The sequence below is a fragment of the Anaerocolumna xylanovorans DSM 12503 genome (assembly GCF_900143645.1).
GTDB lineage: Bacteria > Bacillota > Clostridia > Lachnospirales > Lachnospiraceae > Anaerocolumna > Anaerocolumna xylanovorans.
Window position 1 is genome coordinate 265,198 of record NZ_FRFD01000003.1, and the last position, 23,092, is coordinate 288,289.

A 23,092-nucleotide genomic window follows, 5' to 3' on the forward strand; every position below is an offset into this window, starting at 1 on the left:
TTTGCTTCGGAAAGGGAGTCATGAAGGAATTATTATTAAGGCGTAAGGGGAAATTCATTCAATACCTGTTTGCTAGCTTTTTATTCATTGGTGATCATTTTGCACAGATGGGGATTTTTGTACTGCTGCTAAGAGCAATCGAAAAGGGAGATATGAAACATTTTGGCTATGTCGTAGCCATTACCGTGTTGTTTATATTCTATGCTCCGGTGAATTTCCTGATATCAAGACTTTTGCGTATCCGCTATATGAGGGATACCATATTGGACGTAAGGAGGCAGGCTTTTGATAAGATCATCAATATGCCGTTTAAGAAGTTCTCTGCCAAGTCAAAGGAAATTTATATCTCCAATCTGATAAATGACATTAATACTTTTGAGAATAAATTTTTCATAAGCCTTCTAAACTATCTTATTAATATGGGAATGTTCCTGTTTACTATAATAATCCTAGCTTTTCTGGATTATAAGCTGGCCATAGCTATGGCTTTGCAGGCGGGATTATTAACTGCTCTGGCGACTCTTTTTACCAAAAAGGCTTCCGCCCTGGAACAGGAGCTGTCAGAGTGCAACGAGAACTTTACCACAGATATGGCAAATACCTTTAGCGGTATGGAAATCTTAAAGCTTAACCACATAGAAGAGAAATTCAAGGAAAAGAGCATGGCATCTATCACCAGGGCTGAGAATAAAAAATATGCCGCAGCCTTCTTTACTGATATGCAAAAGCATGTTATCCGCATCATATCCTTTGCCTCTTCGGTTGCTGTTATGATTTATCTGGCTTACAGCTTTTTAAGCGGAATGAGCCTAAGCATGGGAGGATTTTTGTTCCAGTTATGCTCCTCCAGCGGCAACTATTTAATCAATGCTTTTCCTATGCGAAACCAGATGAAAGCCTCTATGACCATCTATAAAAAGATAGCAGAGCCTGAGGAAGACAGGGAAGAGGCGGATAAAGGCAGTGAGGAGTTTGTGTTTCAGGATACGGTTAGCATAAAAAATGTAAGCTTTTCTTATGGCAATAAAGAAATACTTAAAGATGCTTCCTTTACCATCGAGAAAGGAAAGAAGTATCTCATTAAAGGGCCCAGCGGTGCCGGTAAATCCACCCTGATGAATCTTTTAGCCAAAACGACAGAAGATTACCAGGGGGAAATATCGGTGGACGGAACCGATTACCGCTGTATAAATGAAAAGTCTTTTCATGGCAAGGTAGCCTTTGTTTATCAGGATGTATTTCTCTTTGAGGATACGATCCGGAATAACATTGCCCTGTATCAGGATATTCCGGAAGAAAAGATACAATTTGCCGTTAAGGTATGCGGACTGGAAGGAATCTGTGCTGATAAAAAGGCAGGAATTGATGAGAAACTTTCAGAAAACGGTAAAAACCTTTCAGGAGGCCAAAGACAGAGAATATCCATTGCAAGAGCCATTGCAAAGGAGGCGGAGATTCTCTTTGTGGATGAAGGTACCTCCAGCCTGAATGAAGAGCTGGGAAGGGAAATTGAAAAGGTGTTCTTAAAACTGGATAATACGGTTATTGCCATCAGCCACCGTTATTATGAAGGGGTTACCGACCTATATGACTATGTGCTGGAAATTAAGAACGGCAGGGTCCATCAATTTTCGGCACAGGAATATTTTCAAGTGGTAGTAGCGTGAAAGAGGTTAGTGTGAATTATTGAAAAGTATAATTCACACAAATGCCTGCGAAATCCTCGGCACAAACTTGAGGTGTACTGAGGAAGGCGTGGGAGCTAGGGTGAAAAATAGAAAGCATTTTTCACTTTTAATTTGGGCAGTTTCGTGTAGAGTGCAAGCAATCTACTGGTAAACTTGCGAAATGCATGGGGGTTAGTATGTTAAAAAAATTAATGAGAGCCTTTCCCTATCTGATGCTGGCCTTAGCGGTATCCTTACTGCTAGCCGGTCTTGATGCGGTGGTTACAAAAAAGATGCTTGGGATGCTGGATTTGGCGCTAAAGGGTGATATTGCAGCAATGAAAGCCGAAACACTGCCTCTTTTGGCAGGGGCAGTCATACTTGTTCCCCTGGGAGTGGCAGAAGCCCTGACCGGCAATTTTTATCGAAAGAAAGTAAATCTAAATATAAAGTATTATTATGTAGAGAAGGTCTTTGGGAAAAATATCAGAGAGTTTCAAAAGGAGAATAACGGAAGATACCTTTCTGCTATGACCAATGACTTTAATACCCTGGAAACCAATTTGATTATGGGAATCTATACGGTAGGAAGAGGAGTTATCAGTTTTCTGGCCGGAATGTGGCTCTTATCCACAGTGGATTACCGTATGATATTCTTTGCCTTTGGGATTATAGTTGTTAACCTGACCATCTCTGTTATAACCTCCAAACCCTTAAAGAGGAATTATAAGGAACGCAGTGATCTCTTTGACGGGTATACCTCTTACATAAAGGAGGTTCTGTCAGCCTTTCACATCGTTAAGAACTATAACCTCCAGGATAAGGTAACGGAAGACTACTATCAAAAAAGTGATGAGATACAAAACAAAGGTTTTATTATTGACAGAATGATGTCTTTCGTAAATGCGTCACAAAATCTTTTTATGAATGGAAGTTTTTATGGAATCCTATGCGGAATCGGTTACATGGCAGTTACGGGAAAGATAACGGCCGGGGGTTTGATTGTGATTATGGAGGGAATTAACCGGATGGCATTTCCTATCTTTGATCTGGCAGAAAACCTCCCGAAGCTTTTTACCGCCGGAGACTTAATAAAGAAAATAGAGGATTCCCTTAAGAATTCGGATGCCTATGAAGAAACCGTAGAATTAAAGGATTTTGACGGAGAGATTCAGTTTAGGGAGGTAGGCTTTCACTATGAAGAGGATGAAAGGCAGATACTAAAGAATATCAATCTGACTCTTAAGAAAAATGGAAAGTATCTGGTAGTAGGTCCAAGCGGCGGAGGTAAATCGACATTTCTTAGGCTGCTGCGCAAATATGTAAATCCCACGGAAGGGACGATCTTTATCGACGGATATGATTTAATGGATGTAAAAAAGGAGGATTATTTCGGGCTCATTGCCAATATCGAGCAGCAGGTATTTCTCTTTGAGGATACGGTTCGAAATAATATTACCCTATATAAAGAATGTGAAGAAGAGGAAATTCAAAGGGCAATAAAGGCATCGGGGCTTCTGGAATTTATTCAGGGACTGCCAAATGGGCTTGATACAATTATTTATGATAACGGCAAGAACGTTTCCGGCGGGGAAAGGAGCCGAATTGTTATAGCCAGAGCGTTGCTTAGCAAGGCCAGAATTCTGTTAATGGATGAAGCCTTTGCTTCCCTTGATATGGAAAGGGCAAGAGAGATTGAAAAAACAATCCTTGGTCTTGAGGGTATTACGGTCATTAATGTAAGCCACGTGCTCTTTAAGGACACGAAAGATTCCTATGACAATGTGATAACCATAAAGGGAACCAGTTCTCTTCGATTTGGCTGACAGAGGAGCCTTTGCCTTATTTATCTGCAGAACTATCAGAGGAGTCTGCGCCTGATTTACCCGTGGAGTTATCGGAAGAATTATCAGACTGGCCATCACAGGAGGTGGTATCCTCCTCCTTGGAGCCATTCTCTGACCCAGAGGTATCCTCGTCCCCTTCTAAAAGTTCTTCTCTGACCGATATGGTTGCGAGAGTATCACCCAGCTGCGCAAAAACCGCCGCGAGGAGTGATACCTCGTCGGAAGAACAAGTATTGGCAATACTGCAGGCAATGGCTGTTACAAAGGTAACAAGCTCGCAGGAAGACATTTTACAGCGGTTATTTTTCATAGAATTGCACCTTTATGCTTTACCTAATGTATATGCAAAAGATTTTATATTTTTCTTGTAATTTACAAAAGACTTTGTTATAATGGCTGTAGTTTATCAGGGAGGTATTATAACAAATGTGGATAAGATTACGTTTATTTTCTTTATGCTGCTAATTTCATAGTGCTTAAAGCTCTGTCTGACAGAGAGTAAACGGGATTAATCTGCCTTTTTATAATAAATCGCTTATTGAATAGATAAGGTGTGGGGATAAAACTTTCGCACTTCTTATTTGGATAGTACTGCAAGCAGGCTTGCGGTATATATAGGTGTTAGTAAGAGAAGGAGAAGCATACCTTCTTTTTTTGTGCTTAAATTTCCGGTGTCCTTTTCAGTCAGTCAGAAGCTTGGAAAAGGAGAAATTTTATATGATGGAAAAAGAAAGAGCCCTCCTGGCGGGAGGAAAAAGAAAAGGGGATGAAGGCTTTGAGTCTTCCATGGAAGAATTAAGGCAGCTTGCCCTTGCCTGTGATATAGAAGTTGTGGGAGAGATTACCCAAAATCTTGAAAGAATTCATGTGGATTTGTATTTCGGAAAAGGAAAAACAGAAGAATTAAGAGAACGAATGGAAGAATTGCAAGCAGATATTGTGATATTCAATGAAGAACTGACACCGTCCCAGACAAGGAATCTGGAAAGGTTTTTAGCGTTAAGGGTAATAGACCGTTCGATTCTTATTATGGATATCTTTGCAAGACGTGCCAAAACCAAAGAAGCGCAGATGCAGGTAGAAATGGCAAGGCTTAAATATATGCTGCCAAGACTGTCCGGACTTGGCGGCAGCTTAAACCGCCAGGGCGGCGGCGCGGGTCTTCACAACAAGGGAACAGGAGAGACAAAGTTAGAGCTTGACAGAAGAAAGATCGAAGAAAGAATTGCCAGGCTTGAGAGGGAACTTACGGAGCTGGTCGGCAGAAGGCAGAATCAAAGGCAGAAAAGAGAGAAGAATGAAATCCCTCTGGCCGCATTGGTAGGCTATACCAATGCCGGAAAGTCCACGGTTATGAATTCAGTGCTTAAGTTCTTTAATACCTCCGGGGATAAGATGGTGCTGGAAAAGGATATGCTCTTTGCTACCCTTGAAACCTCTGTCCGAAAGATAACGACGAAGGAGAACCGGACATTTCTGTTAACGGATACGGTAGGGTTTATCAGCAGGCTTCCGCATCATCTGATAAAGGCCTTCCGTTCAACCTTGGAGGAAGTATTGATGGCAGATCTTTTAATCCAAGTCGTAGATGCGTCGGATGCAGATTACGAAAAACAGATGACGGTGACGAAAGAGACTTTAAAGGAGCTGGGGGCTGACAACATCCCGGTATTATATGCCTTTAATAAAACCGATAAGGTGACAGAGGAAGAGTTAGAGGTTATTAAAAAGGAGAAGGAAGGATTAAACTGCATCTTTCTCTCGGCAAAAAAGGAAGAGGATATTAAGGAACTTATCGGGCACGTTACAGAAGTTTTATTTGAGGAAGATGTTAGCTTAGATCTTTGTCTGCCCTATAAGGACAGCAAATGGGTTGCTTTCTTGCAGGAGAATGCCACCGTAACCAGTCTTGATTACGGGGAAGAAGAAATAGGGGTCACCGCACTGTGCAGAAAAGGTTTATATGAGAAGTATTTTAAGAATTCTGATTTTAAAATAAAGAATTAAATATATTCTGACAGTCTGTATCAAGGATGGAAGGCAAAAAAAGATTGACAAACTCTATCCTATCAGGTATCATTTATGTACTGTAGTAAGGGAGTAGTTAGCCGATTGTGTGTAATAGAGCCAACATACTGATAGACATCTATCTGGTTTTATTTTAAATAACGAGACTTACCTGCAGCCGTATGGCTGTAGGTGGGTCTTTTTTTGTATATGTCAGGTGGCGGCTGGACATATACTGCACAAGGCGGCACAGGACATAAAAAGGAGAGAATAACTATGAATTTGGTAGAATTACTTATTTTAGCCGTGGGACTGGCAATGGATGCATTTGCAGTTGCTGTCTGTAAGGGGTTATCCGTTAAGAAAATATCCGCAAAGCACCCGGTAATTGTGGGTTTGTACTTTGGATTCTTTCAGGCAGCAATGCCAATGATAGGGTATTTTCTGGGAAAGCAGTTCAGTGACAAGATAAATGCCATTGACCACTGGGTTGCCTTTATCCTGCTTGGAATCATAGGTGCAAATATGATTAAAGGCTCTATAAAAGAAAAGGAAGAAGAGGATGAGTGCAGCAGCTGCAAAGATGTGGACAATTCTTTGAAGGTAAAAGAAATGTTGGTGCTTTCCGTTGCAACCAGTATCGATGCCCTGGCAGTCGGTATAACCTTTGCCTTCTTAAAGGTTAATATCTTAATGGCCACCTCCTTTATCGGTGCCGTAACCTTTTTGATTTCGGCGGCCGGTGTTATAATCGGAAATATCTTCGGGGGAAAATTAAAGTCTAAGGCGGAAATGGCCGGAGGGATTATATTAGTCTGTCTTGGCACCAAGATATTGCTCCAGCATCTGGGCATTCTTGGTTGATAGGATGGCAGGAAAGAAAAAATACAGAATAATAATTGATAAAAGCCGCATCAGACAGCAGGATACCAAAAAGGGTCCTGCTGTTTTTTTGAATTTTCCGGTTTATCCGTTCTTTCCTTTTTGTGCCTGTAATGGAATCTTCTTTTCAGGAACGATGTATTCAAGGAATTTTACATAGTATTTGGAAATCGGCAAGAAAATCACCGCACTTAAGAGGTTAAAGATGGTATGGGTATTTGCCACAAGGCGATTGCTGTCTCCGTTAACCAGATGGGTAAAGAAATGGACGAAGGTGCAGAACTGGGGGAAGATCAATATTACCAGAATAACACCGATAATGTTGTAGATGGTATGGGCCCATGCAGTTCTTTTTCCTGCCGTACCGGACCTGATGCTGGCAATCTGGGCAGTTATACAGCTCCCCACATTGTCCCCCAGTGTGAGAGCTACGGCTGCGGAAAACGGCAGCAGTCCGTTGTTGAACAGTAAAATCGTCATGCCCACCGTGGCGCTGCTGCTTTGTACCAGCATTGTAACAATCAGCCCTATGAACAGGCAGAACCACAGGTTATCTGCATGGCTTTGCAGCCATTGGGCAATCAATATATTTTCCTTTATAAAAACAACACTTTTCCCTAAAATATTCAGACCGGAAAATAACAGGCCGATTCCGGCGAGCGCATTGCCGGTTGTTTTTAGCTTTTTGAATGGACCGAAACTTAAAATACTGCTTGCGATAAGGATATACCATGCATATTGGGAGATATTAAAGCTCATGAGCTGAGCGGTCAAAGTTGTTCCAATATTGGCTCCATAAACGATACCGACTGCGCTTCCCAGCTGAATGATACCGGAGTCGACAAAACCGATGGTCAATATTGTAACTGCCGTACTGCTTTGTACAAGACCGGTGAGAAATATTCCAATCAAAAAGGACGTCCACCTGTTTTTGGTAAACAGATGCATGGCATTATTGAGTAACTGTGAATTTGCGTGCTCCAGTGTTCTTCCCAGAACATTGACGCCAAACACAATCAGGAATGAACCTGTTATAAAGTTTAGTAGAATTGTTACAATAGTAAGCATATGCCCCGGCAAAGAAGATTACTTTATATCATGATACGTAAGGTTCCGGCAATTTATGTTCCACATCTAAGGGGCAAACTTATTTTTCATTAATCATAATAACTATTTTGGAATTTCCGCAAGTATCTCTTGATAATTATAAAAATTAGGTATATAATAAAAATAGATTTAGGGCTACCTAAAAAGGAGACAAACAGTATGACTCGAAATAAAGAAGACTACATTAAGGAAATATATAAACTGGGCGGCGGAGAAGAGCAAATAAATAATAAGCAGATTGCGGAAGTATTAAATGTATCGCCTGCCTCTGTCACAGAAATGTTAGGAAAGCTTCAAAAGGAAGAGTTAATTGTTTACGAGCCTTATAAGGGTTCCAAATTAACGGAAAAAGGCATGAAAGCAGCCGTTACCCTGTTAAGGGGACATAGACTATGGGAAGTATTTCTCATAGAGCGGCTTGGATATACATGGAGTGAAGCCCATGAAGATGCGGAGAAGCTGGAGCATGTGGCGCCTGTAAGGCTTATTGACAGGTTAGAGGAGTATTTGGGATACCCGGCATTTTGTCCCCATGGCAGTGCAATTCCACAGGCTGACGGTAAAGTTCAACGGCTGCAGTTAAAAAGCCTGTTGGAAATGAAAGAGGGAGAAAGTTCCGCTATCCGGAGAGTGGTTGAGAAGAATGACCTGATGGATTATCTCCAGGAGCTTGGAATCCACATAGGAAGCAAAGTTACGGTAGAGAAATTCGAGGCCTTAGAAGGACCTGTTGCCATCAGAGTAGATGACACACCCAAGCAGTTAAGCTATAAAGCTGCCGGTATGGTGTATGTGGATAAAAACTAGAAAATACAATAAGACAATAATTATTATATAACGATCAAACAAAACAAAGAGAAAGGGAACTATCAACTGGGTTTCATAGAATACCAATGAAAGATGGGATATTCATGGAAGGAATCAGGTTGAAAATGAATTTTTCAACTGCATATTCAGGAATATAAAATCAAGTTTGATATTCGCGAAAGGAGTTAGTATGAATGTAAAATATTATGTGGAACGTAAATTAAGTATGCTGTTTGTTATTCTTATGATGCTGGTTATCTTCGCCTGCTGATTTGCTTGCAAATATTTTATCATATCGCTATAATGAAAAGAACAGGCTGCAAAAGGTACTGTTCTTTTCTTATACAGTCATTTGGAACAGTAACAAAGGCAGGAAATGACTGTAAATCCGGACATGTGAGGAATTAAAATGTACAGTTTTATGAATGATTACAGTGAAGGCGCCCATCCAAAGGTACTGGAACTGTTGATAAAGAGCAATTTAGAGCAGAATACAGGCTATGGGGAAGATACCCATACCATAAGAGCAAAGGAATCTATCAAAAAGCTACTGTTAAAGGAAAAGGCGGATATTCATTTTATTCCCGGTGGAACCCAGACCAACCTTCTTGTAATATCTTCTTTTCTAAGGCCTTTTGAGGCAGTGATCGCAGCAGATACCGGACATATAAATGTTCATGAAACAGGCGCAATTGAAGCAACCGGGCATAAAGTAATAACAGTACCAAATAAGGACGGTAAGGTTACCCCTAAGGATATCCTTGAAGCAGTAAGATTCCATAGTGATGAACACATGGTAAAGACAGCTATGGTGTATCTCTCGGATTCTACGGAGCTTGGAACTGTGTATACAAAAGAAGAGCTGTACAAAATCCGCCAAGTGTGCAATAGAGAAGGACTTCTATTATTCTTAGACGGTGCAAGATTAGGTTCTGCGCTGGCTTCGGAAGAGAATGATCTGGAGCTTTCTGATATAGCGGAGCTTACGGATGTATTTTATATCGGCGGAACAAAGAACGGAGCACTTCTTGGAGAAGCTCTGGTAATTGTAAAAGAAGAACTGAAAGCAAATTTCCGCTATCTGATTAAACAAAGAGGGGCTCTGATGGCAAAGGGCTTCGTGGCCGGCATACAGTTTGAAGCACTGTTTTCTGACGGTCTGTTCTTTGAACTGGGAGAGCATGCTAATGAAATGGCAGGCAGGATACGTGACACCTTAAAGGCTTTGAAGGTAGAGTTTTTAGCACCGCCTGTAAGCAATCAGTTATTTCCCATACTGCCCGATGAATTCTTGGAGGAACTAAAAGAAGAGTTCGCATTTTCCGTACAAAAAAAGATGGAGAATGATAAAAGTGCCGTCCGTTTTGTAACCTCCTGGGCTACAACACCGGAAAGCGTAGAGGCGTTGTGCGGATTCCTAAACCAGAAGCTAAAAAGATAAGACTATGTATAAGAAGTCTTTAAGTACCCTAAAATAAAGGCAGGCAGGTAAATATGCCTGGAAGGAGAGTATCTATGGATAATAATTATAAACAGAAAATCATTCAGGGAAGGGAAATTATGAAAGCATCTGATTATGAGGTGGAAAGTGATGAGAAAAAGGGTTTGCCCCAGCCGTCCTTGTCAAATGAAAAATCTGCTGATACTGTTGTAAAGCTTTCCAAAGAATTTGAAGATATCCTGACAGAAAACAGTTTTCTTGACATCTTAAACAACCGGGGCAGCAAAAGAAAATATACCACGGAAGCACTGACCTTAAAGGAACTGTCCTTTCTCCTTTGGGCTACCCAGGGAGTAAAAGGTGTAATCGGCAATAATAGAAAAGCAACTCTTCGCACAGTACCTTCTGCGGGAGCAAGACATCCCTTTGAGACTTATTTATTTGTAAACCGGGTGGAAGGTCTTATACAGGGAATGTATCATTATCTGCCACTTACACATGAACTGGAACTGATAAGAGAAGACAGCGAACAGGAGAATAAGGTCACAAAAGCATTCCTGGGGCAGAGCTTTGCAGGAGGAGCACCGGTAAGCTTTGTATGGAGCGTTGTGCCCTACCGCAGTGAGTGGCGTTATACGGTAGATGCCCAGAAATATGCACTGATAGATGCGGGACATATCTGCCAGAACCTCTACCTGGCAGGAGAAGCCATCGGCTGCGGCGTATGTGCTATCGGAGCTTATGACCAGCAGCTTACCGACAGCCTTATCGGCTTGTCAAAGGCATACTCTTTGGAAGAAGACAGTGAATTTACCGTGTATGCGGCAGCTGTCGGAAAGAAGGTAAAAGAGAATTAAGCGATGAGAATAGGAACTTTGCAGATATGGCTGTATATGCCCTGGGTGCATTCTTTAAAGGAAAAGCGCATGGTGGTAAAGAGCCTGTGCGCTAAGCTAAGAAATCAATTTAACCTGTCTGTGGGAGAAGTAGAGGAGCAGGATACCCATCAGATTGCCGTATTTGGCATTGCCTGCGTAGCAGGGGACACGGCACAGGCAGACAGTATATTAGATAATGTCCTGACCTTTGTAGAAAGTAACACCGAGGGAGAGATTACGAAAATCGAAAGAGAAATACTGTAAGAAAAGGGGATACCAATGAAAAAAGACGACTGGTTTCAGATACGGGAAGCGAAGGAAGAAGATACCAAAGATATCCTGGACTTAATCATAGAGCTGGCTGCTTATGAGAAAATGGAAAATCTGGTAACAGCTACAGAAGAGATTCTAAAAGACTCTCTCTTTCACCGGGGTGTGGCGAAGGCATTGATTGCTGAATATGATGGCAAGCCTGTCGGCTATGCTATCTACTTCTTTAATTTTTCAACATTTACGGGAAAAGCGGGAATCTATCTGGAAGACATCTACATGAAACCTGCATTCAGGGGAAAGGGCTATGGAAAGGCTCTCCTTGGTGAAGTTGCAAGAGAAGCGGTTAAAAGAGGATGCCCCAGACTGGAATGGGCCTGCCTTAACTGGAATAAGCCATCTATCAACTTTTATGAAAGCCTTGAAGCAAAGCATCTGGATGAATGGAGAACCTACCGTATCACAGGAGAGAATATCAGGAAGTTAGCAGGAGAAGAGTAAGATTAAGGATGATAAACAGGAAGTTGTAAACTTGTTGAATAGAGTTTAGGCAATCTCTGCGGTAACAGTAAACATATGAATAGAAGAAGCCCTTAGCTTTCCTTGTATAATGAATTGCAGGAAAGCCAGAGCTTCTTTTTATTTTTGTCATTGTTTCGATTCAATATAAGGCCTTATTGTAAGATGCCAAGACGGAGCTTCCAGATCAGGATACGGATAACAGAAGCATCAATCCGTTCTTCCTTGATAGTGCCTTTCTTTAAGGCGTCTAATACGGCAGGAATCTGTGTGTCAAAGTTAGAAGCTATCAAAAGATCATTGCCGGCTTTGATGGCAAGAACAGCCGCATTATCATCAGAGGTATAATCCTTGATGGCATCCATACTAAGGTCATCTGTCATAATTACACCTTCAAATCCCAAAGTATCCCTTAAAACATCATGGACAGCAGAAGATAAAGAAGCAGGATGGTCCTTATCCAGGCAAGTAACAATATTGTGGGATACTAAAATACTGTCAGCGCCGGCTTTAATACCGGCCTCAAAGGGAAGAAAATCATTCTTAACAAACTGCTCATATTTCCTGGTATCGGTAGCAACGCCTGTGTGAGTATCCACGTTATTGCCGTAGCCGGGAAAATGCTTTAAGGTACTTCCAATCTTATCCTGCTTCATTTCCAATACGACAGTTTTAACATAGTTGGCGGTAGCCTTAGCATCCTTTCCAAAGGAACGTTTATAAATAAAATCACTTGGATTGGTAGAAACATCACTGACAGGTGCCAGATTAACATTTATGCCAAGGCTTAATAACAAGTCGGCTTTTTCCTTCGTATCAGCCTGTATTGCTTCAAAGCCGCCTTTTTTATACAAATCGATGGGAGATTCAAAAGGGCTGCTTCTAAAAGCAGAATATTTGCTAAGGCGGTTAACAGTACCGCCTTCTTCATCCACACCAATAAGCATGGGAATGGAGGAAGCTTCCTGATAGCTGTTTAACATTTTCTTAATGCTGGTCTTTGTCTCATCCTTAAAATCATCCCCAAAGAGAATATAACCTCCAAGGCGGTAATCTGAAACATCCTTAATACCGGTGTCTTTTCTTAGACGGACAAAAAACATCTGTCCTACTTTTTCAGCAAGGGTCATATCAGAGGCTATTTCCGTAGCTCTTGCTTCATAGGAATCACTATCCTTAGTACCATTATTGGAAGAGGAGTTGTCAGTGGGAGAACCGGTTGAGGGTATGTCTGTCGGAGTCTGTGAAACCGTACCGTTGCCGGAGACCGGGCTGGTCACATCGGTGCCGTCAGAATCATCTGCTCCTCCGGTGGGACCCTCGGCAGTGTTATCATCCATATTGATAGAAGGAATAGGGACATTTGTTGCAGGCTCACCGGTACCTTCTGTATTGCCGGAATTATCATCGGTATCCGGTGCAGGGGTAACAGTATCCACCGGAGAATTATCTTTTGGTGCGGAAGGAAGAATTCTGCTGCAGCCGGTAATGAATAGAGTTAATAGTAATAATAAGCAAACAAATTTAGATTTGTGGGATTTCATAATAAATTCCTTTCTTTTAACATAGCAATCTTTTTTATAGTATATCCCAAATGACAGCAATTACATCAACGCAGCGAGCTTTGGAAATGGAACATTTTTCAGCAGGATATAATCATTGTTATAGATAAAGCTGAATCACATTTTAGCACCATATCTCATATGTGTAAAGGTACAATTATAGCCAGTTCTTATGGACAAAGACCGGTAATATGACGTATAATAAGCTTCGCGGGTTGAAATGCCGGTAATCTGGCGATTAAATAAATATAAAGAAGATATCATGTAGGAAGTATGCCGTACTTTTTGCATTCAAAATACGTATTCAGAGATATCAATTAAAACATGTTTTTTACGAAAGGAGTCAGCATGAAAAAAGGAACTCAATATACAGGAACAGTAGAAAGAATAGACTTTCCGGGAAAAGGAATCGTTAATATAGAGGGTGAAAAGGTAGTTATCAAAGACACCATAACAGGGCAGAAAGTAAGCTTTGCCATAAGCAAAGCCAGAAAAGGGAAGAAGGAAGGCCGTTTGCTGGAAGTGGTCGAAAAGTCACCTCTTGAAACAGTGGAGGCAAAATGCAGGCATTTTGGTCCTTGCGGCGGCTGCAATTACCAAACGATACCCTATGAAACCCAGCTAAACATAAAAGAAGACCAGGTAAAGCGGTTACTGGGAGCTGTCACCGAAGAGCTGCCTTTTCAGGGAATCAAGGGAAGCCCCAAACAGTGGGAATACCGGAATAAGATGGAGTTTTCCTTTGGAGATGAAGTAAAAGACGGACCTCTTAGCTTAGGACTTCACAAAAAAGGAAGTTTCCACGACATCATAACAACCTCCGGCTGCTGTATTGTACATTCGGATTACAATAAGATATTAACCTGTGTTTTGGAATGTTCAAGGGAGCTCGGGTTGCCCTTTTACCGGAAAATGTCCCATATCGGTTATTTAAGGCATCTTCTGGTCCGCAGGGCAGAAAAGACCGGCGAAATACTTATCAACTTAATAACCTCTTCCCAGTGGGAGCTTTGCACTTCTGCTAATGAAGAAACAGACGGACAAATCCCTGATACAAAAAAGAAAGACACTCTGTCAGAAGCCGGAATGCTTGAGGAATTAAAGACACGCCTCTTAAGCCTTCCCATTGACGGAAAAATAGTCGGATTTCTTCATACGGTAAACGACAGCCAGGCAGATATCGTGAAAAGCGACAGAACAGATATTATATACGGGCAAGATTATTTCTATGAAGAACTCTTAGGTCTGACCTTTAAGATATCAACCTTTTCCTTCTTCCAGACAAATTCCCTGGGCGCAGAGGTGCTTTATGATACCGCAAGGGAATTCGTCGGTGAGACAAAGGACAAGCTGATCTTTGACCTTTACAGCGGGACAGGAACCATTGCACAGCTTCTTGCACCGGTGGCAAAGAAGGTGATTGGCGTCGAGATTGTTGAAGAGGCAGTAATTGCAGCAAAAGAAAACGCAGCCCTGAATAATCTTGATAACTGTGAGTTCATTGCAGGTGATGTGTTAAAGGTAATCGATACTATTGAAGAAAGACCGGATTTAATCGTGCTTGATCCCCCAAGAGATGGCGTAAATCCCAAGGCTTTGGAGAAAATTATTCAATACGGGGTAGAGCGGATCGTATATATTTCCTGTAAACCTACGAGCCTGGCAAGGGATTTGGTGGTGTTGCAGGAAAAGGGGTATAGGGTGGAAAAGGTTTGCTGTGTGGATATGTTTCCGAATACTGGGCACGTGGAGACTGTTGTCTTGATGTCACGCAAAGATAAATAAATAGGCTTAAAAAGCCTGAAATCAAAGGTTTCCAGACTTTCGGTATCAATCACCGTTTGATGGAAACCTTATTTTTTTATCGTTCAAAAGCAGCCCCGGTTTAAGAGCATTGTTGGGTTGAGGCTATAGAACTGCTTTTTATCCTGCGAGACAAGGGAACTACTGTTTTTGGATAGGGTTGAAACTAGAGAACTGTTGTTAAATGAATGAAATAAAAGGCAGTAGCCCTATTACAGAACTACTGCCTTCTACTATGTTATCTTCCTAAATCATCTCGGCTAATATGTTGTTGTAGAATTGTTCTCATACGCTTGATCATATCGTTAACCGATGACTGTGGCTTATTAATTAGGTTTGCAATGGTACGCTGTGATTTTCCGTCATAAAGCACCTCAAAGATTGGTGCCAACTCAGGTGCCTTGTTACGAAGACTTTCAAGAAGGTCTTCAAAGAGCATAGCTGTCAGGATTGTTTCGCACTGATTAGCAGCTGGGTCCTCGAATTCAAGCTCTGTTTCCTCGAAGAAGGATTCAAGCGAAAGCGGAGCTCCATCTTTCATCTTCTTGCAGGCCTTGCAGTCCATTTCGCAGCGTTTGAGGCTTCCCTTGCCATCGCTCACAATGCAGCGGCGACCGCGTTCTTCACGTTTCATTTCTGCCCAAATGGGACGCATGTACGAAAGATAAAGTTCTTCATCATCTGTAGGAATCATTATAGCTGATACTATTTTGTTCCCGATTTTTGCTGGTACCACATCTTCTTTTTTTATACCGTAAGCTTTGATTGTCTCTCTTGTTACCTCCATAGGGATGAGGTATGTTTTTTTGTCTTTCTTTGTCATAATATAAGCCCTCCTTCGGCTTGAAACCGAAGCGAGAGCTCACATGACGTGCACCAGCCAAAAAAGGCAATAGTCGACCGTCCGAATGGGATTACTCCCGCTTCAGAATTGGCGACCAGCTATTCCAGTGGCTGGTGGCAGTTGTTTAGTTGTTCACCCGATAGGTCTGGAATCATCCTTGATCAGGGGATGCCCTATGAGGTGATAGTTCATTAACCGAAGACTATGCAACGGTCGAAGCAGACACCAAAATAATTATTGTTATATTGTGGAAAGTCGTGATATAATGAACCAGTAGGATTTACTGGGAATTATATCGATTTGTTAACAACAAAAAGCTGATGTCCAAGCTTCTGACATCAGCTTACCAATATAGCGATTTGCTCCGTGTTAGAGCGGAGATTGTTTCTTATTTACAATGACTTACAAACGGTTGATTGTGGGTTACATGCCTATCAAACAACATATTTCAAGGGGGACAAACGATGATGCGATTGTGTTTTGGAACATTTGCGCGAGTGCTTCAGTTGTGCAAGCTTGACGTTGTTACCGATCCTCGGCTCGTCGGTACAATGACACGTACAATTGACCCACAATGCCAATACATAATGAGTGGTAATGCTACATCAGTACATCGTCTATTGAATTGTACTGGAAACCTCTCTCCAGGCAATATTACGGAGGGTGGTGTCGGCGTCATTAGAAGGCCTGGTAAAAGTATAAGTAATGTACTTTTGATGGCACCAAGAGCAAACAGAGATGACGTGATTCGTAAATTTGGTGAGGATGTCATATCCCTGCTAAATGAAGACAAAAAGCTTCAAGCAGTCCTTGCTCTATTGGATATCATTGAAAAGGATACAGTACTTGATGATGATAGTTCCGAGGGTAAGAAAATGAGTTTTGAAAAATATGTCGGGACAACAAAAAACGCCCTGCTTTCGCAGAGCGAGTATGTTCTTTCTGATTTATTGGCTGGTATATTCCTATACACAGTTGCTGCAGGGGTAGTAAATACTGTCGGCAGAGAGACTGTTCAGACTATTACACCGGAGTACATAAGTGGAATTGCAAACCCAAGGGGCATAAAGGTTATTGATTATTCTCCTCAATTGGAGCAAATCGTGCAAAGCGGAACTATGGTGGCGGCAACAGCATTACCAGCATTTGACCAGGAAACTTTTTTAACATACCTTACTAATGTTAGAAATAAGTACAGCACCATAAAGACGCTTCTTTATAATGAACAACCAAAGCCGTTTTACGATTTTTATGTATGTAACAATATTACTTGGCGTACACGTATTGAAGGGGACGGGCCTCCATTTAAAAGGGAGTTTGTCAGTGATGCTAATATTAAAAAGCTGGCCGAAATTTCACACTTTATATTTATTACGGGGGCTGGCGGTCTCGGAAAATCCATGATGATGCGCCATCTTCTGCTTAACGCAATAGATAACTATAAGGATTTTAAATTAGTCCCAGTCTTCATTCCTCTGAAGGAATTTGATGACGCTTCCAGCAAGCTATTTGATTATATCTTTTCAAAAATTGATGATTTTGGTGGTGGTATAACAAAAACCGATTTTGAAAATATTCTAACCGCCGGAAGCTGCCTTTTGCTTTTGGACGGGCTTGATGAAATAGGAATGAACAACATCGGCTATTTTGAGCGGGAATTAGATTCCTTTACAGATAAATACCCGAATTGCATCTATGTGATTTCATCGCGTCCTTATCAATCGTTTGTGTCATTTGAACGGTTTAGTGTTTTACGCCTGTTGCCGTTCAACTTAGAACAGGCAGTGCGACTGATTGATAATCTGGATTTCAGACCCGACGATCCATCTATCAAAGAGAAATTCAGGGAGGAGTTGAGGACAAGGCTCTACCGTACACATAGGGATTTCACAGAAAATCCACTCCTGCTGACGATCATGCTGCTAACATTTGAGATGTTTGCCGAAGTACCATCGCAAATGCATATCTTTTATCGGGAAGCTTTCAATGCCTTATCGAGAACACACGACGCAAGTAAAGGTGCCTATAAGCGTGAACTTAAAACTAAGCTCTCGGTTGATGCCTTTGCGGATGTGTTTGCAGAGATTTGCTTCCGCACATACTGGGATGAAAAATTTGAATTCAGTATGCCAGAATTTGAGGCTTATTTCAAAAAGCTAACCAATCCATATGTTGGTCCTGTTTCAGCCGATGATTTTATGTACGACTTGTGTTTTAGCATGTGCCTGATGTATCAAGAAAGTGGAAAATACTATTTTACACATCGCTCGTTTCAAGAATATTTCAGTGCTGTATTCCTTTCCAAACAAAAGGATACAGTGATAAGCAAACTTGGCGATTTTTTTGAAAAGCGCGATAGACGAATGCGTGGTGATCAGACATTTTTCATGTTGAATGATTTGATACCGGATAAAGTGGACGAATTTATTTTCATCCCATTTCTTAAAGGATTGTTTGACAGATGCGATAAGGCAGAAGGCTACTGGACTTTTCTTAATGAAATGTATCCTACTATAGAATATAATACGGGCGAAGTACCAATTCTCTTCAAACGCCCACCAAATTCATTTTTATTTACATGTTTGCTATCTCGCATTAAAAGGCCTGCCCGTGGCTCGTATTATGAACTCAAAGACCTGCCTGAATATGATGAGTTTATAGAAACTACATATTACTGGTTACCGGTAGGAAGTGATGAGGATGAAGTTGACATTGTTCCAGAAAACCGAATTCCAAGTGAATATATTGAAGCTCACGGTGAGCTGGAAGTTGCAGGACGTCATTTTGAAGCCGAATTATCCACCGTTTTGGAAGATTCTGAATACTACAATATGTTTATCAAACTTCTCGATGACGACAAGTTTATATATAAAATTCAATACAATATTGCACGGAAATGTCTTGAGGATCTTAAAGCAAAACAGAAATCTTCAGATGCATCGTTGTTGGATTTGTTATGATGGGCATACTAAAGGTTAATCAAACTATTTCATATCAAATCATACTAAAACATTGTAGATCGAATCAAGATATGCTATTATAATATGGCATGGACTGTACGTACAAGAAAGAGGAGGAACAGACATGACTAATGAACCTGAAAAATGGTCAAGTCTTGAAGAAATTGCCGAACATCTCGGTGTAAGTAAAGACACAATTAGAGCTTGGATAAAAAAGGAAGTTATCCCGTATCGCCGCATCGGTAAACAGTATAAGTTTAAAATATCGGAAGTGGACGCGTGGGTCGAAAGCGGAGAGAGTGCGAAAATAGAGTAATATGAGAATGGGAGGCGATTAAGAATGGGTACGACTATTAAACGTCGAGATTTCCCAGCGGTCATCAAGCAGACGCGGCAAGGTGTGTTCGTGTTAGCTCCCAACGTGACCGCGCCGGTAAATGCTTCTGTCGTGAATGTCGGACTTTTACTTAGTGAAAGAATGCTTAGAGTAAAAACCGAAGGTTTATCCACCAGTATCACAAGTGAGCTGGATAACATTTTAGACGAAGACAACGGCGACATCCTCCTTACAAACACAGACATCCTCTTTGCTCCAGAATACGGATTGGATGTGATAAAGCTACTTCTGCAGCTTGGCAGAAACCAGCGGCTCTATCTACCATGGCCGGGTGAAATTACTGGAGAAAGATTGACATATTCCGAACCGAGTAGATTTGATTTTAAAGAATACAACGTCAAGGACTATGTGGATACATACGTCGTCTTGAGATAAGGAGCGATAAAATGAAGTATAGTGATTTAATTCAATTTGACCCGATCGTTACGGTAATTGAGCTTAAAAGCGCAGATGATAATGAAAAAGCAAAAGAACTCGTGCGTAGTTATGTAATGAGTGACAATATGGCTGACCTTGTTTCTACTAAAATCATCTCTCAATTAAAATTGGAAGATGTCGTTGATAATAAGGGTGTTTTAGTAGTTGGAAACTATGGTACAGGTAAATCTCACTTAATGAGTGTTATTTCTGCCATTGCTGCAAATTCCGCGTATCTTGAAGAAGCACAAAACGAGAAATTCCGTGCCTCCGCTAAATCTATTGCTGGTAAGTTTGAAGTATTACGTATTGAAATAGGCAGTACGGAAGCGTCTTTGCGTGCCATCATCACGGGTAACATCGAGCAGGATTTGGCTCGACGTGGCATTACCTATAAATTCCCTGATGTCGGCAACATTACAAATAACAAAGATGCACTCATGGCAATGATGGCGGCTTTCGCTGAAAAATACGGCGAGAAGGGATACCTCATTATTGTTGATGAGTTACTGGATTATCTAAAAGGCCGCAAGGATAATGAACTGATGCAAGACATCGGCTTTATGAGAGAGCTTGGTGAAATTATAAAATCCACTCGCCTGCGTTTTGTCAGTGGTATTCAAGAAGTACTGTTTGAAAACCCAACTTTCCATAATGTATCAAATTCGCTGCTAAAAATGAAAGATCGCTATGAGCAGGCGCTTATCCGTACTGAAGATATTGCTTATGTTGTTAAACAGCGTATTCTTCAAAAAACACCGGAGCAGAGAGCCATGATACGCGAACATTTGACTCCATTCTGTCCGCTTTATCAGAGCATGACGGAGCAGCTCGACGAATATGTGGATTTGTTTCCAATACACCCTGCTTATATCAGTACATTTCAACGGATGGTAATCGTTGAAAAACGTGAGGTGCTAAAAACCATCTCAGAAACAATTAGTGAAATTATCAATAAGGAAATTCCAGCGGGTCAACCGGGAATTATTTCTTATGACACATATTGGAGCCGTATTAAGGGTGATCCAGCAAAGCGCGTTGAACCCGCTGTCCATGAGGTGCTACAAAAAAGTGGCGTATTGGAAGACATCATTCAACGTTCTTTCCCTAAGCCAGCATATAAGCCTATAGCACAGCAGATTATTGCCGCACTAAGCGTTCATCGTCTGACGACGGTCGTACTTGATGCAAAGCTCGGTTTAACTGCGCAAAACCTGAAAGATGAACTCACACTGTTCATTCATCTGCCCGTCATGGAGGAGGACTTTCTGCTTACAACGGTTGAAACCGTCCTACACGACATCATGAACACCGTCAGCGGACAGTTTATTGAATATAACAAAGACAATGGTCAGTATTTTCTTGACCTTAAAAAAGATGTTGATTACGACAAGAAGATCCAAGAGAAAGCGGACTTCCTCGGCGAAGATCGTTTGAATCAGTATTTCTATACGGTCATGTACGATGCTGCTGATTTGCAGCTCACTGAACACGTTACCGGCCGAAAAATATACGAATATCGAATCAACTGGACGGAGAAAAACATCTTCCGTGAAGGGTATCTATTTATGGGATTGCCAAGCGGAAGACCAACGGCACAACCTCCGCAAGATTTCTATGTATATATGCTGCCACTGTTTGGCTCAAAAATAATATATGAACCAAAGGAAGACGAGGTTTATTTCACTTTTCAGAACAGCGAAAAATTTATCTCGCTTTTGAAAGAATATGCAGGGGCCAAGGAAATGGAGGTCATGTCTGCACAGGGCGAAACCCGCTCCACCTATGCAAAACGTGCCACCTCTACGCTTAGAGATATTCGCCGTTATTTGGAGGAAAACAAAACCATTTGTTTTCAAATATCATACATGGGTGCTGAAAAGCCAGTATTGGAATTCCTACACGGAGCTCGCATGAACGAGATTACCGTGCGCGATGTTATCAGTATCGTTGCGTCTAAAGCTCTCAGCAGCTATTTTAACGAGCGTTACCCGTATTATCCTGTGTTCAAAAAGCCTGTAACAAAAGATAATCAGGCTACGATGCGAGCTGAAGCTATTAATGCCATCGCAGGGAAAGCAACTCAGCTCGGGCAGTCGCTTCTCGAATCCCTTGGACTGCTTCTCGACGGTAAGGTTCGAGTAGAAAACTCAAAATATGCCGCGTATTATCTTCAAAAGTTGAAACAACTTCCAGAAGGTAGTGTTTTAAATTCTTCTGATATCATGACATCGCTCAATGGGCAAGACATGGTTGACGAAAAATTTCGATTGAGCGTCATTTGGACTTCAGTGATTTGGACGGCACTGGTTTATAGCGGAAACTGTGTCCTCGTCGGTCCTGATAACAAACGCTATGATGCATCGAATGTTGAGGAATTTATCAAGAATCCCAGCATAACATACGACTTTAAAAGGCTTGAAAAACCTAAGGCACCTGCCGTTCAGCTTTTGCGTCGTCTGTTCAATAACATTTCCATCAATGATGGTTTGATTGTGAACCCCAACACTTGGGATGACGGCTGGCAGGAACTCTATAAACGTAGCAAGGAACTCAGTGAAGAGACCTTCCGGTACGACAAGCTTTTTAAAGGCTCTTTATATCTGTGGGGCGACCAAATCGTACCAACAAACCTTGCAGAGAAATATTGCCGTGAGATGGATGCACTCCGTACTCTTTATAATGATGTGCAGAGTCGCTGGAGTACGCCTGCAAAACTCAAGAACTTCGATTATTCCGATGGGCAGCTTGATAACCTGACTCGAGGTATCGATGCGCTGGCAATCGCTCATATCATAGAGGATTTCAAAACATCGGTTCAGGATATCATGCAATATCTCGCAACAGCTGAAACGATGGTTGGTGGGAATGCTACGCTCAAAACCCGTTTCCAATCGGCAAAAGATAAATATCTCGCTTTGAGAGATGAACTACTTGATGTTCATTATGACACGGACAATACTGACGCATTGATAGATGAGCTGGAAGCTTTGAAAAAGAGCTACATCGATTTCTACCTCGAACAGCATAAGTTATACCGCCTTGACCATGCGGGCCTCAAGCGCAAGCAAGCCATAATTAACGGTGATGAGATGGCTAAACTTCAGCAATTGCTCGGGATTAAGGATATTCTCTCCACCGGTCAATATCAAGAGCTTTTGAATGTACACCTGAACGGGCTCAAGGCTTGCTATGAATGTACAGCAACTGAACTTCAGGTAGCACCAATATGCTCTCACTGTGGTTATAAACCCGGAGATAAAGATAAGCCTGTCGTCGGAAAACTCGATTATATTGAAGAGCAGCTATTTAAACTCGTTTCCTCGTGGACCGCAGCCATACTCAGTGCGGTAGATGACCCGATGCTCGACGATGATAAAGCATTGCTATCAAAGCCGAAGAAGAAAATCATCGATGAACTTATATCGACGAAGCAGCTTCCCAAAAATATTACACCTGACTTTGTCGCGGCTGTAAACGAGTTGCTTTCCGGACTTGATAGTGTCGAGGTAGATCCTGAACGTATTGAACGGGAGATGGTTTCTTGGGGACCGGTAACACCATCAGATTTCAAAAAGAAGATGGATGCACTTATCGAAAGCTATCTCGTCGGTCATGACGAGGAAAAAACACGGCTTGTTGTAAAGACAAAATACACAGAAGATTCCGGGGAGGTATAAAGTG

At 41.6% G+C, this 23,092-nt stretch carries 18 protein-coding genes; 14 read left to right on the plus strand and 4 right to left on the minus strand.

From position 1 onward, the window contains the following. Positions 1-20 precede the first annotated feature (20 nt). Both BUF11_RS01215 and BUF11_RS01220 read left to right on the plus strand, forming a co-directional pair. The gene (locus BUF11_RS01215; protein ID WP_073586987.1) at positions 21-1,667 is read left to right on the plus strand and encodes an ABC transporter ATP-binding protein; all 1,647 of its coding nucleotides are present in this window, start codon (positions 21-23) and stop codon (positions 1,665-1,667) included. Between the two features lie 197 nt (positions 1,668-1,864). Continuing rightward, positions 1,865-3,493: an ABC transporter ATP-binding protein gene (locus BUF11_RS01220; protein WP_073586988.1), complete on the plus strand. Its 1,629-nt coding sequence runs from the start codon at positions 1,865-1,867 to the stop codon at positions 3,491-3,493. 16 nt (positions 3,494-3,509) lie between these two features. On the opposite strand, the gene BUF11_RS01225 is transcribed toward BUF11_RS01220, so the two are convergent. Then, positions 3,510-3,824, minus strand: a complete 315-nt coding sequence (locus BUF11_RS01225; RefSeq protein WP_073586989.1) for a DUF6774 domain-containing protein — start codon at positions 3,822-3,824, stop codon at positions 3,510-3,512. A gap of 407 nt (positions 3,825-4,231) precedes the next feature. On the opposite strand from BUF11_RS01225, the gene hflX reads away from it, so the two are divergent. Together hflX and BUF11_RS01235 are read left to right on the plus strand one after the other, a co-directional pair. Continuing rightward, positions 4,232-5,521, plus strand: coding sequence for a GTPase HflX (hflX, locus tag BUF11_RS01230; RefSeq protein WP_139243239.1), 1,290 nt, complete (start codon positions 4,232-4,234; stop codon positions 5,519-5,521). A gap of 276 nt (positions 5,522-5,797) precedes the next feature. Beyond that, a complete protein-coding gene (locus BUF11_RS01235) occupies positions 5,798-6,385 on the plus strand; it encodes a manganese efflux pump MntP (RefSeq protein ID WP_073587852.1) in 588 nt (195 codons plus the stop codon). Positions 6,386-6,487: 102 nt separating this feature from the next. Here the strand turns inward: BUF11_RS01235 and BUF11_RS01240 are convergent, their stop codons facing one another. Then, a complete protein-coding gene (locus BUF11_RS01240) occupies positions 6,488-7,471 on the minus strand; it encodes a Na/Pi cotransporter family protein (protein WP_073586990.1) in 984 nt (327 codons plus the stop codon). 198 nt (positions 7,472-7,669) lie between these two features. Between BUF11_RS01240 and BUF11_RS01245 the strand changes: the two genes are divergently transcribed. The 5 genes from BUF11_RS01245 to BUF11_RS01265 all read left to right on the plus strand — a co-directional run bounded on the left by BUF11_RS01245 (position 7,670) and on the right by BUF11_RS01265 (position 11,407). Continuing rightward, positions 7,670-8,317 carry a metal-dependent transcriptional regulator gene (locus BUF11_RS01245; protein ID WP_073586991.1) on the plus strand — a complete coding sequence of 216 codons (648 nt, stop codon included), beginning with the start codon at positions 7,670-7,672 and terminating at the stop codon, positions 8,315-8,317. Between the two features lie 409 nt (positions 8,318-8,726). After that, positions 8,727-9,758, plus strand: coding sequence for a threonine aldolase family protein (locus BUF11_RS01250; protein WP_073586992.1), 1,032 nt, complete (start codon positions 8,727-8,729; stop codon positions 9,756-9,758). Between the two features lie 74 nt (positions 9,759-9,832). Beyond that, the gene (locus BUF11_RS01255) at positions 9,833-10,615 is read left to right on the plus strand and encodes a SagB/ThcOx family dehydrogenase (RefSeq protein WP_073586993.1); all 783 of its coding nucleotides are present in this window, start codon (positions 9,833-9,835) and stop codon (positions 10,613-10,615) included. 3 nt (positions 10,616-10,618) lie between these two features. Next, the gene (locus tag BUF11_RS01260) at positions 10,619-10,900 is read left to right on the plus strand and encodes a DUF503 domain-containing protein (RefSeq protein ID WP_073586994.1); all 282 of its coding nucleotides are present in this window, start codon (positions 10,619-10,621) and stop codon (positions 10,898-10,900) included. A 15-nt stretch (positions 10,901-10,915) separates the two neighbouring features. Beyond that, positions 10,916-11,407 (plus strand): GNAT family N-acetyltransferase, encoded by a 492-nt coding sequence (locus BUF11_RS01265; RefSeq protein ID WP_073586995.1) that lies wholly within the window; start codon positions 10,916-10,918, stop codon positions 11,405-11,407. 173 nt (positions 11,408-11,580) lie between these two features. Here BUF11_RS01265 and BUF11_RS01270 read toward each other — a convergent pair whose 3' ends face one another. Beyond that, positions 11,581-12,969 carry a glycoside hydrolase family 3 protein gene (locus tag BUF11_RS01270; RefSeq protein ID WP_073586996.1) on the minus strand — a complete coding sequence of 463 codons (1,389 nt, stop codon included), beginning with the start codon at positions 12,967-12,969 and terminating at the stop codon, positions 11,581-11,583. A gap of 366 nt (positions 12,970-13,335) precedes the next feature. Here BUF11_RS01270 and rlmD point away from each other — a divergent pair, with 366 nt between their 5' ends. Then, positions 13,336-14,772, plus strand: a complete 1,437-nt coding sequence (gene rlmD, locus BUF11_RS01275) for a 23S rRNA (uracil(1939)-C(5))-methyltransferase RlmD (protein WP_073586997.1) — start codon at positions 13,336-13,338, stop codon at positions 14,770-14,772. Positions 14,773-15,028: 256 nt separating this feature from the next. Here the strand turns inward: rlmD and BUF11_RS01280 are convergent, their stop codons facing one another. Beyond that, positions 15,029-15,613: a hypothetical protein gene (locus BUF11_RS01280; protein ID WP_084558399.1), complete on the minus strand. Its 585-nt coding sequence runs from the start codon at positions 15,611-15,613 to the stop codon at positions 15,029-15,031. A 485-nt stretch (positions 15,614-16,098) separates the two neighbouring features. On the opposite strand from BUF11_RS01280, the gene BUF11_RS01285 reads away from it, so the two are divergent. The 4 genes from BUF11_RS01285 to BUF11_RS01300 all read left to right on the plus strand — a co-directional run bounded on the left by BUF11_RS01285 (position 16,099) and on the right by BUF11_RS01300 (position 23,088). Continuing rightward, a complete protein-coding gene (locus BUF11_RS01285; protein ID WP_073586998.1) occupies positions 16,099-18,594 on the plus strand; it encodes an NACHT domain-containing protein in 2,496 nt (831 codons plus the stop codon). A 124-nt stretch (positions 18,595-18,718) separates the two neighbouring features. After that, entirely contained in the window at positions 18,719-18,910 is a 192-nt protein-coding gene (locus tag BUF11_RS01290; RefSeq protein ID WP_073586999.1) for a helix-turn-helix domain-containing protein, read from the plus strand. 24 nt (positions 18,911-18,934) lie between these two features. Then, a complete protein-coding gene (brxF, locus tag BUF11_RS01295) occupies positions 18,935-19,366 on the plus strand; it encodes a BREX-3 system P-loop-containing protein BrxF (protein ID WP_073587000.1) in 432 nt (143 codons plus the stop codon). Between the two features lie 11 nt (positions 19,367-19,377). Beyond that, positions 19,378-23,088 carry a DUF6079 family protein gene (locus BUF11_RS01300; RefSeq protein WP_073587001.1) on the plus strand — a complete coding sequence of 1,237 codons (3,711 nt, stop codon included), beginning with the start codon at positions 19,378-19,380 and terminating at the stop codon, positions 23,086-23,088. The last annotated feature ends 4 nt before the right edge of the window (positions 23,089-23,092 follow it).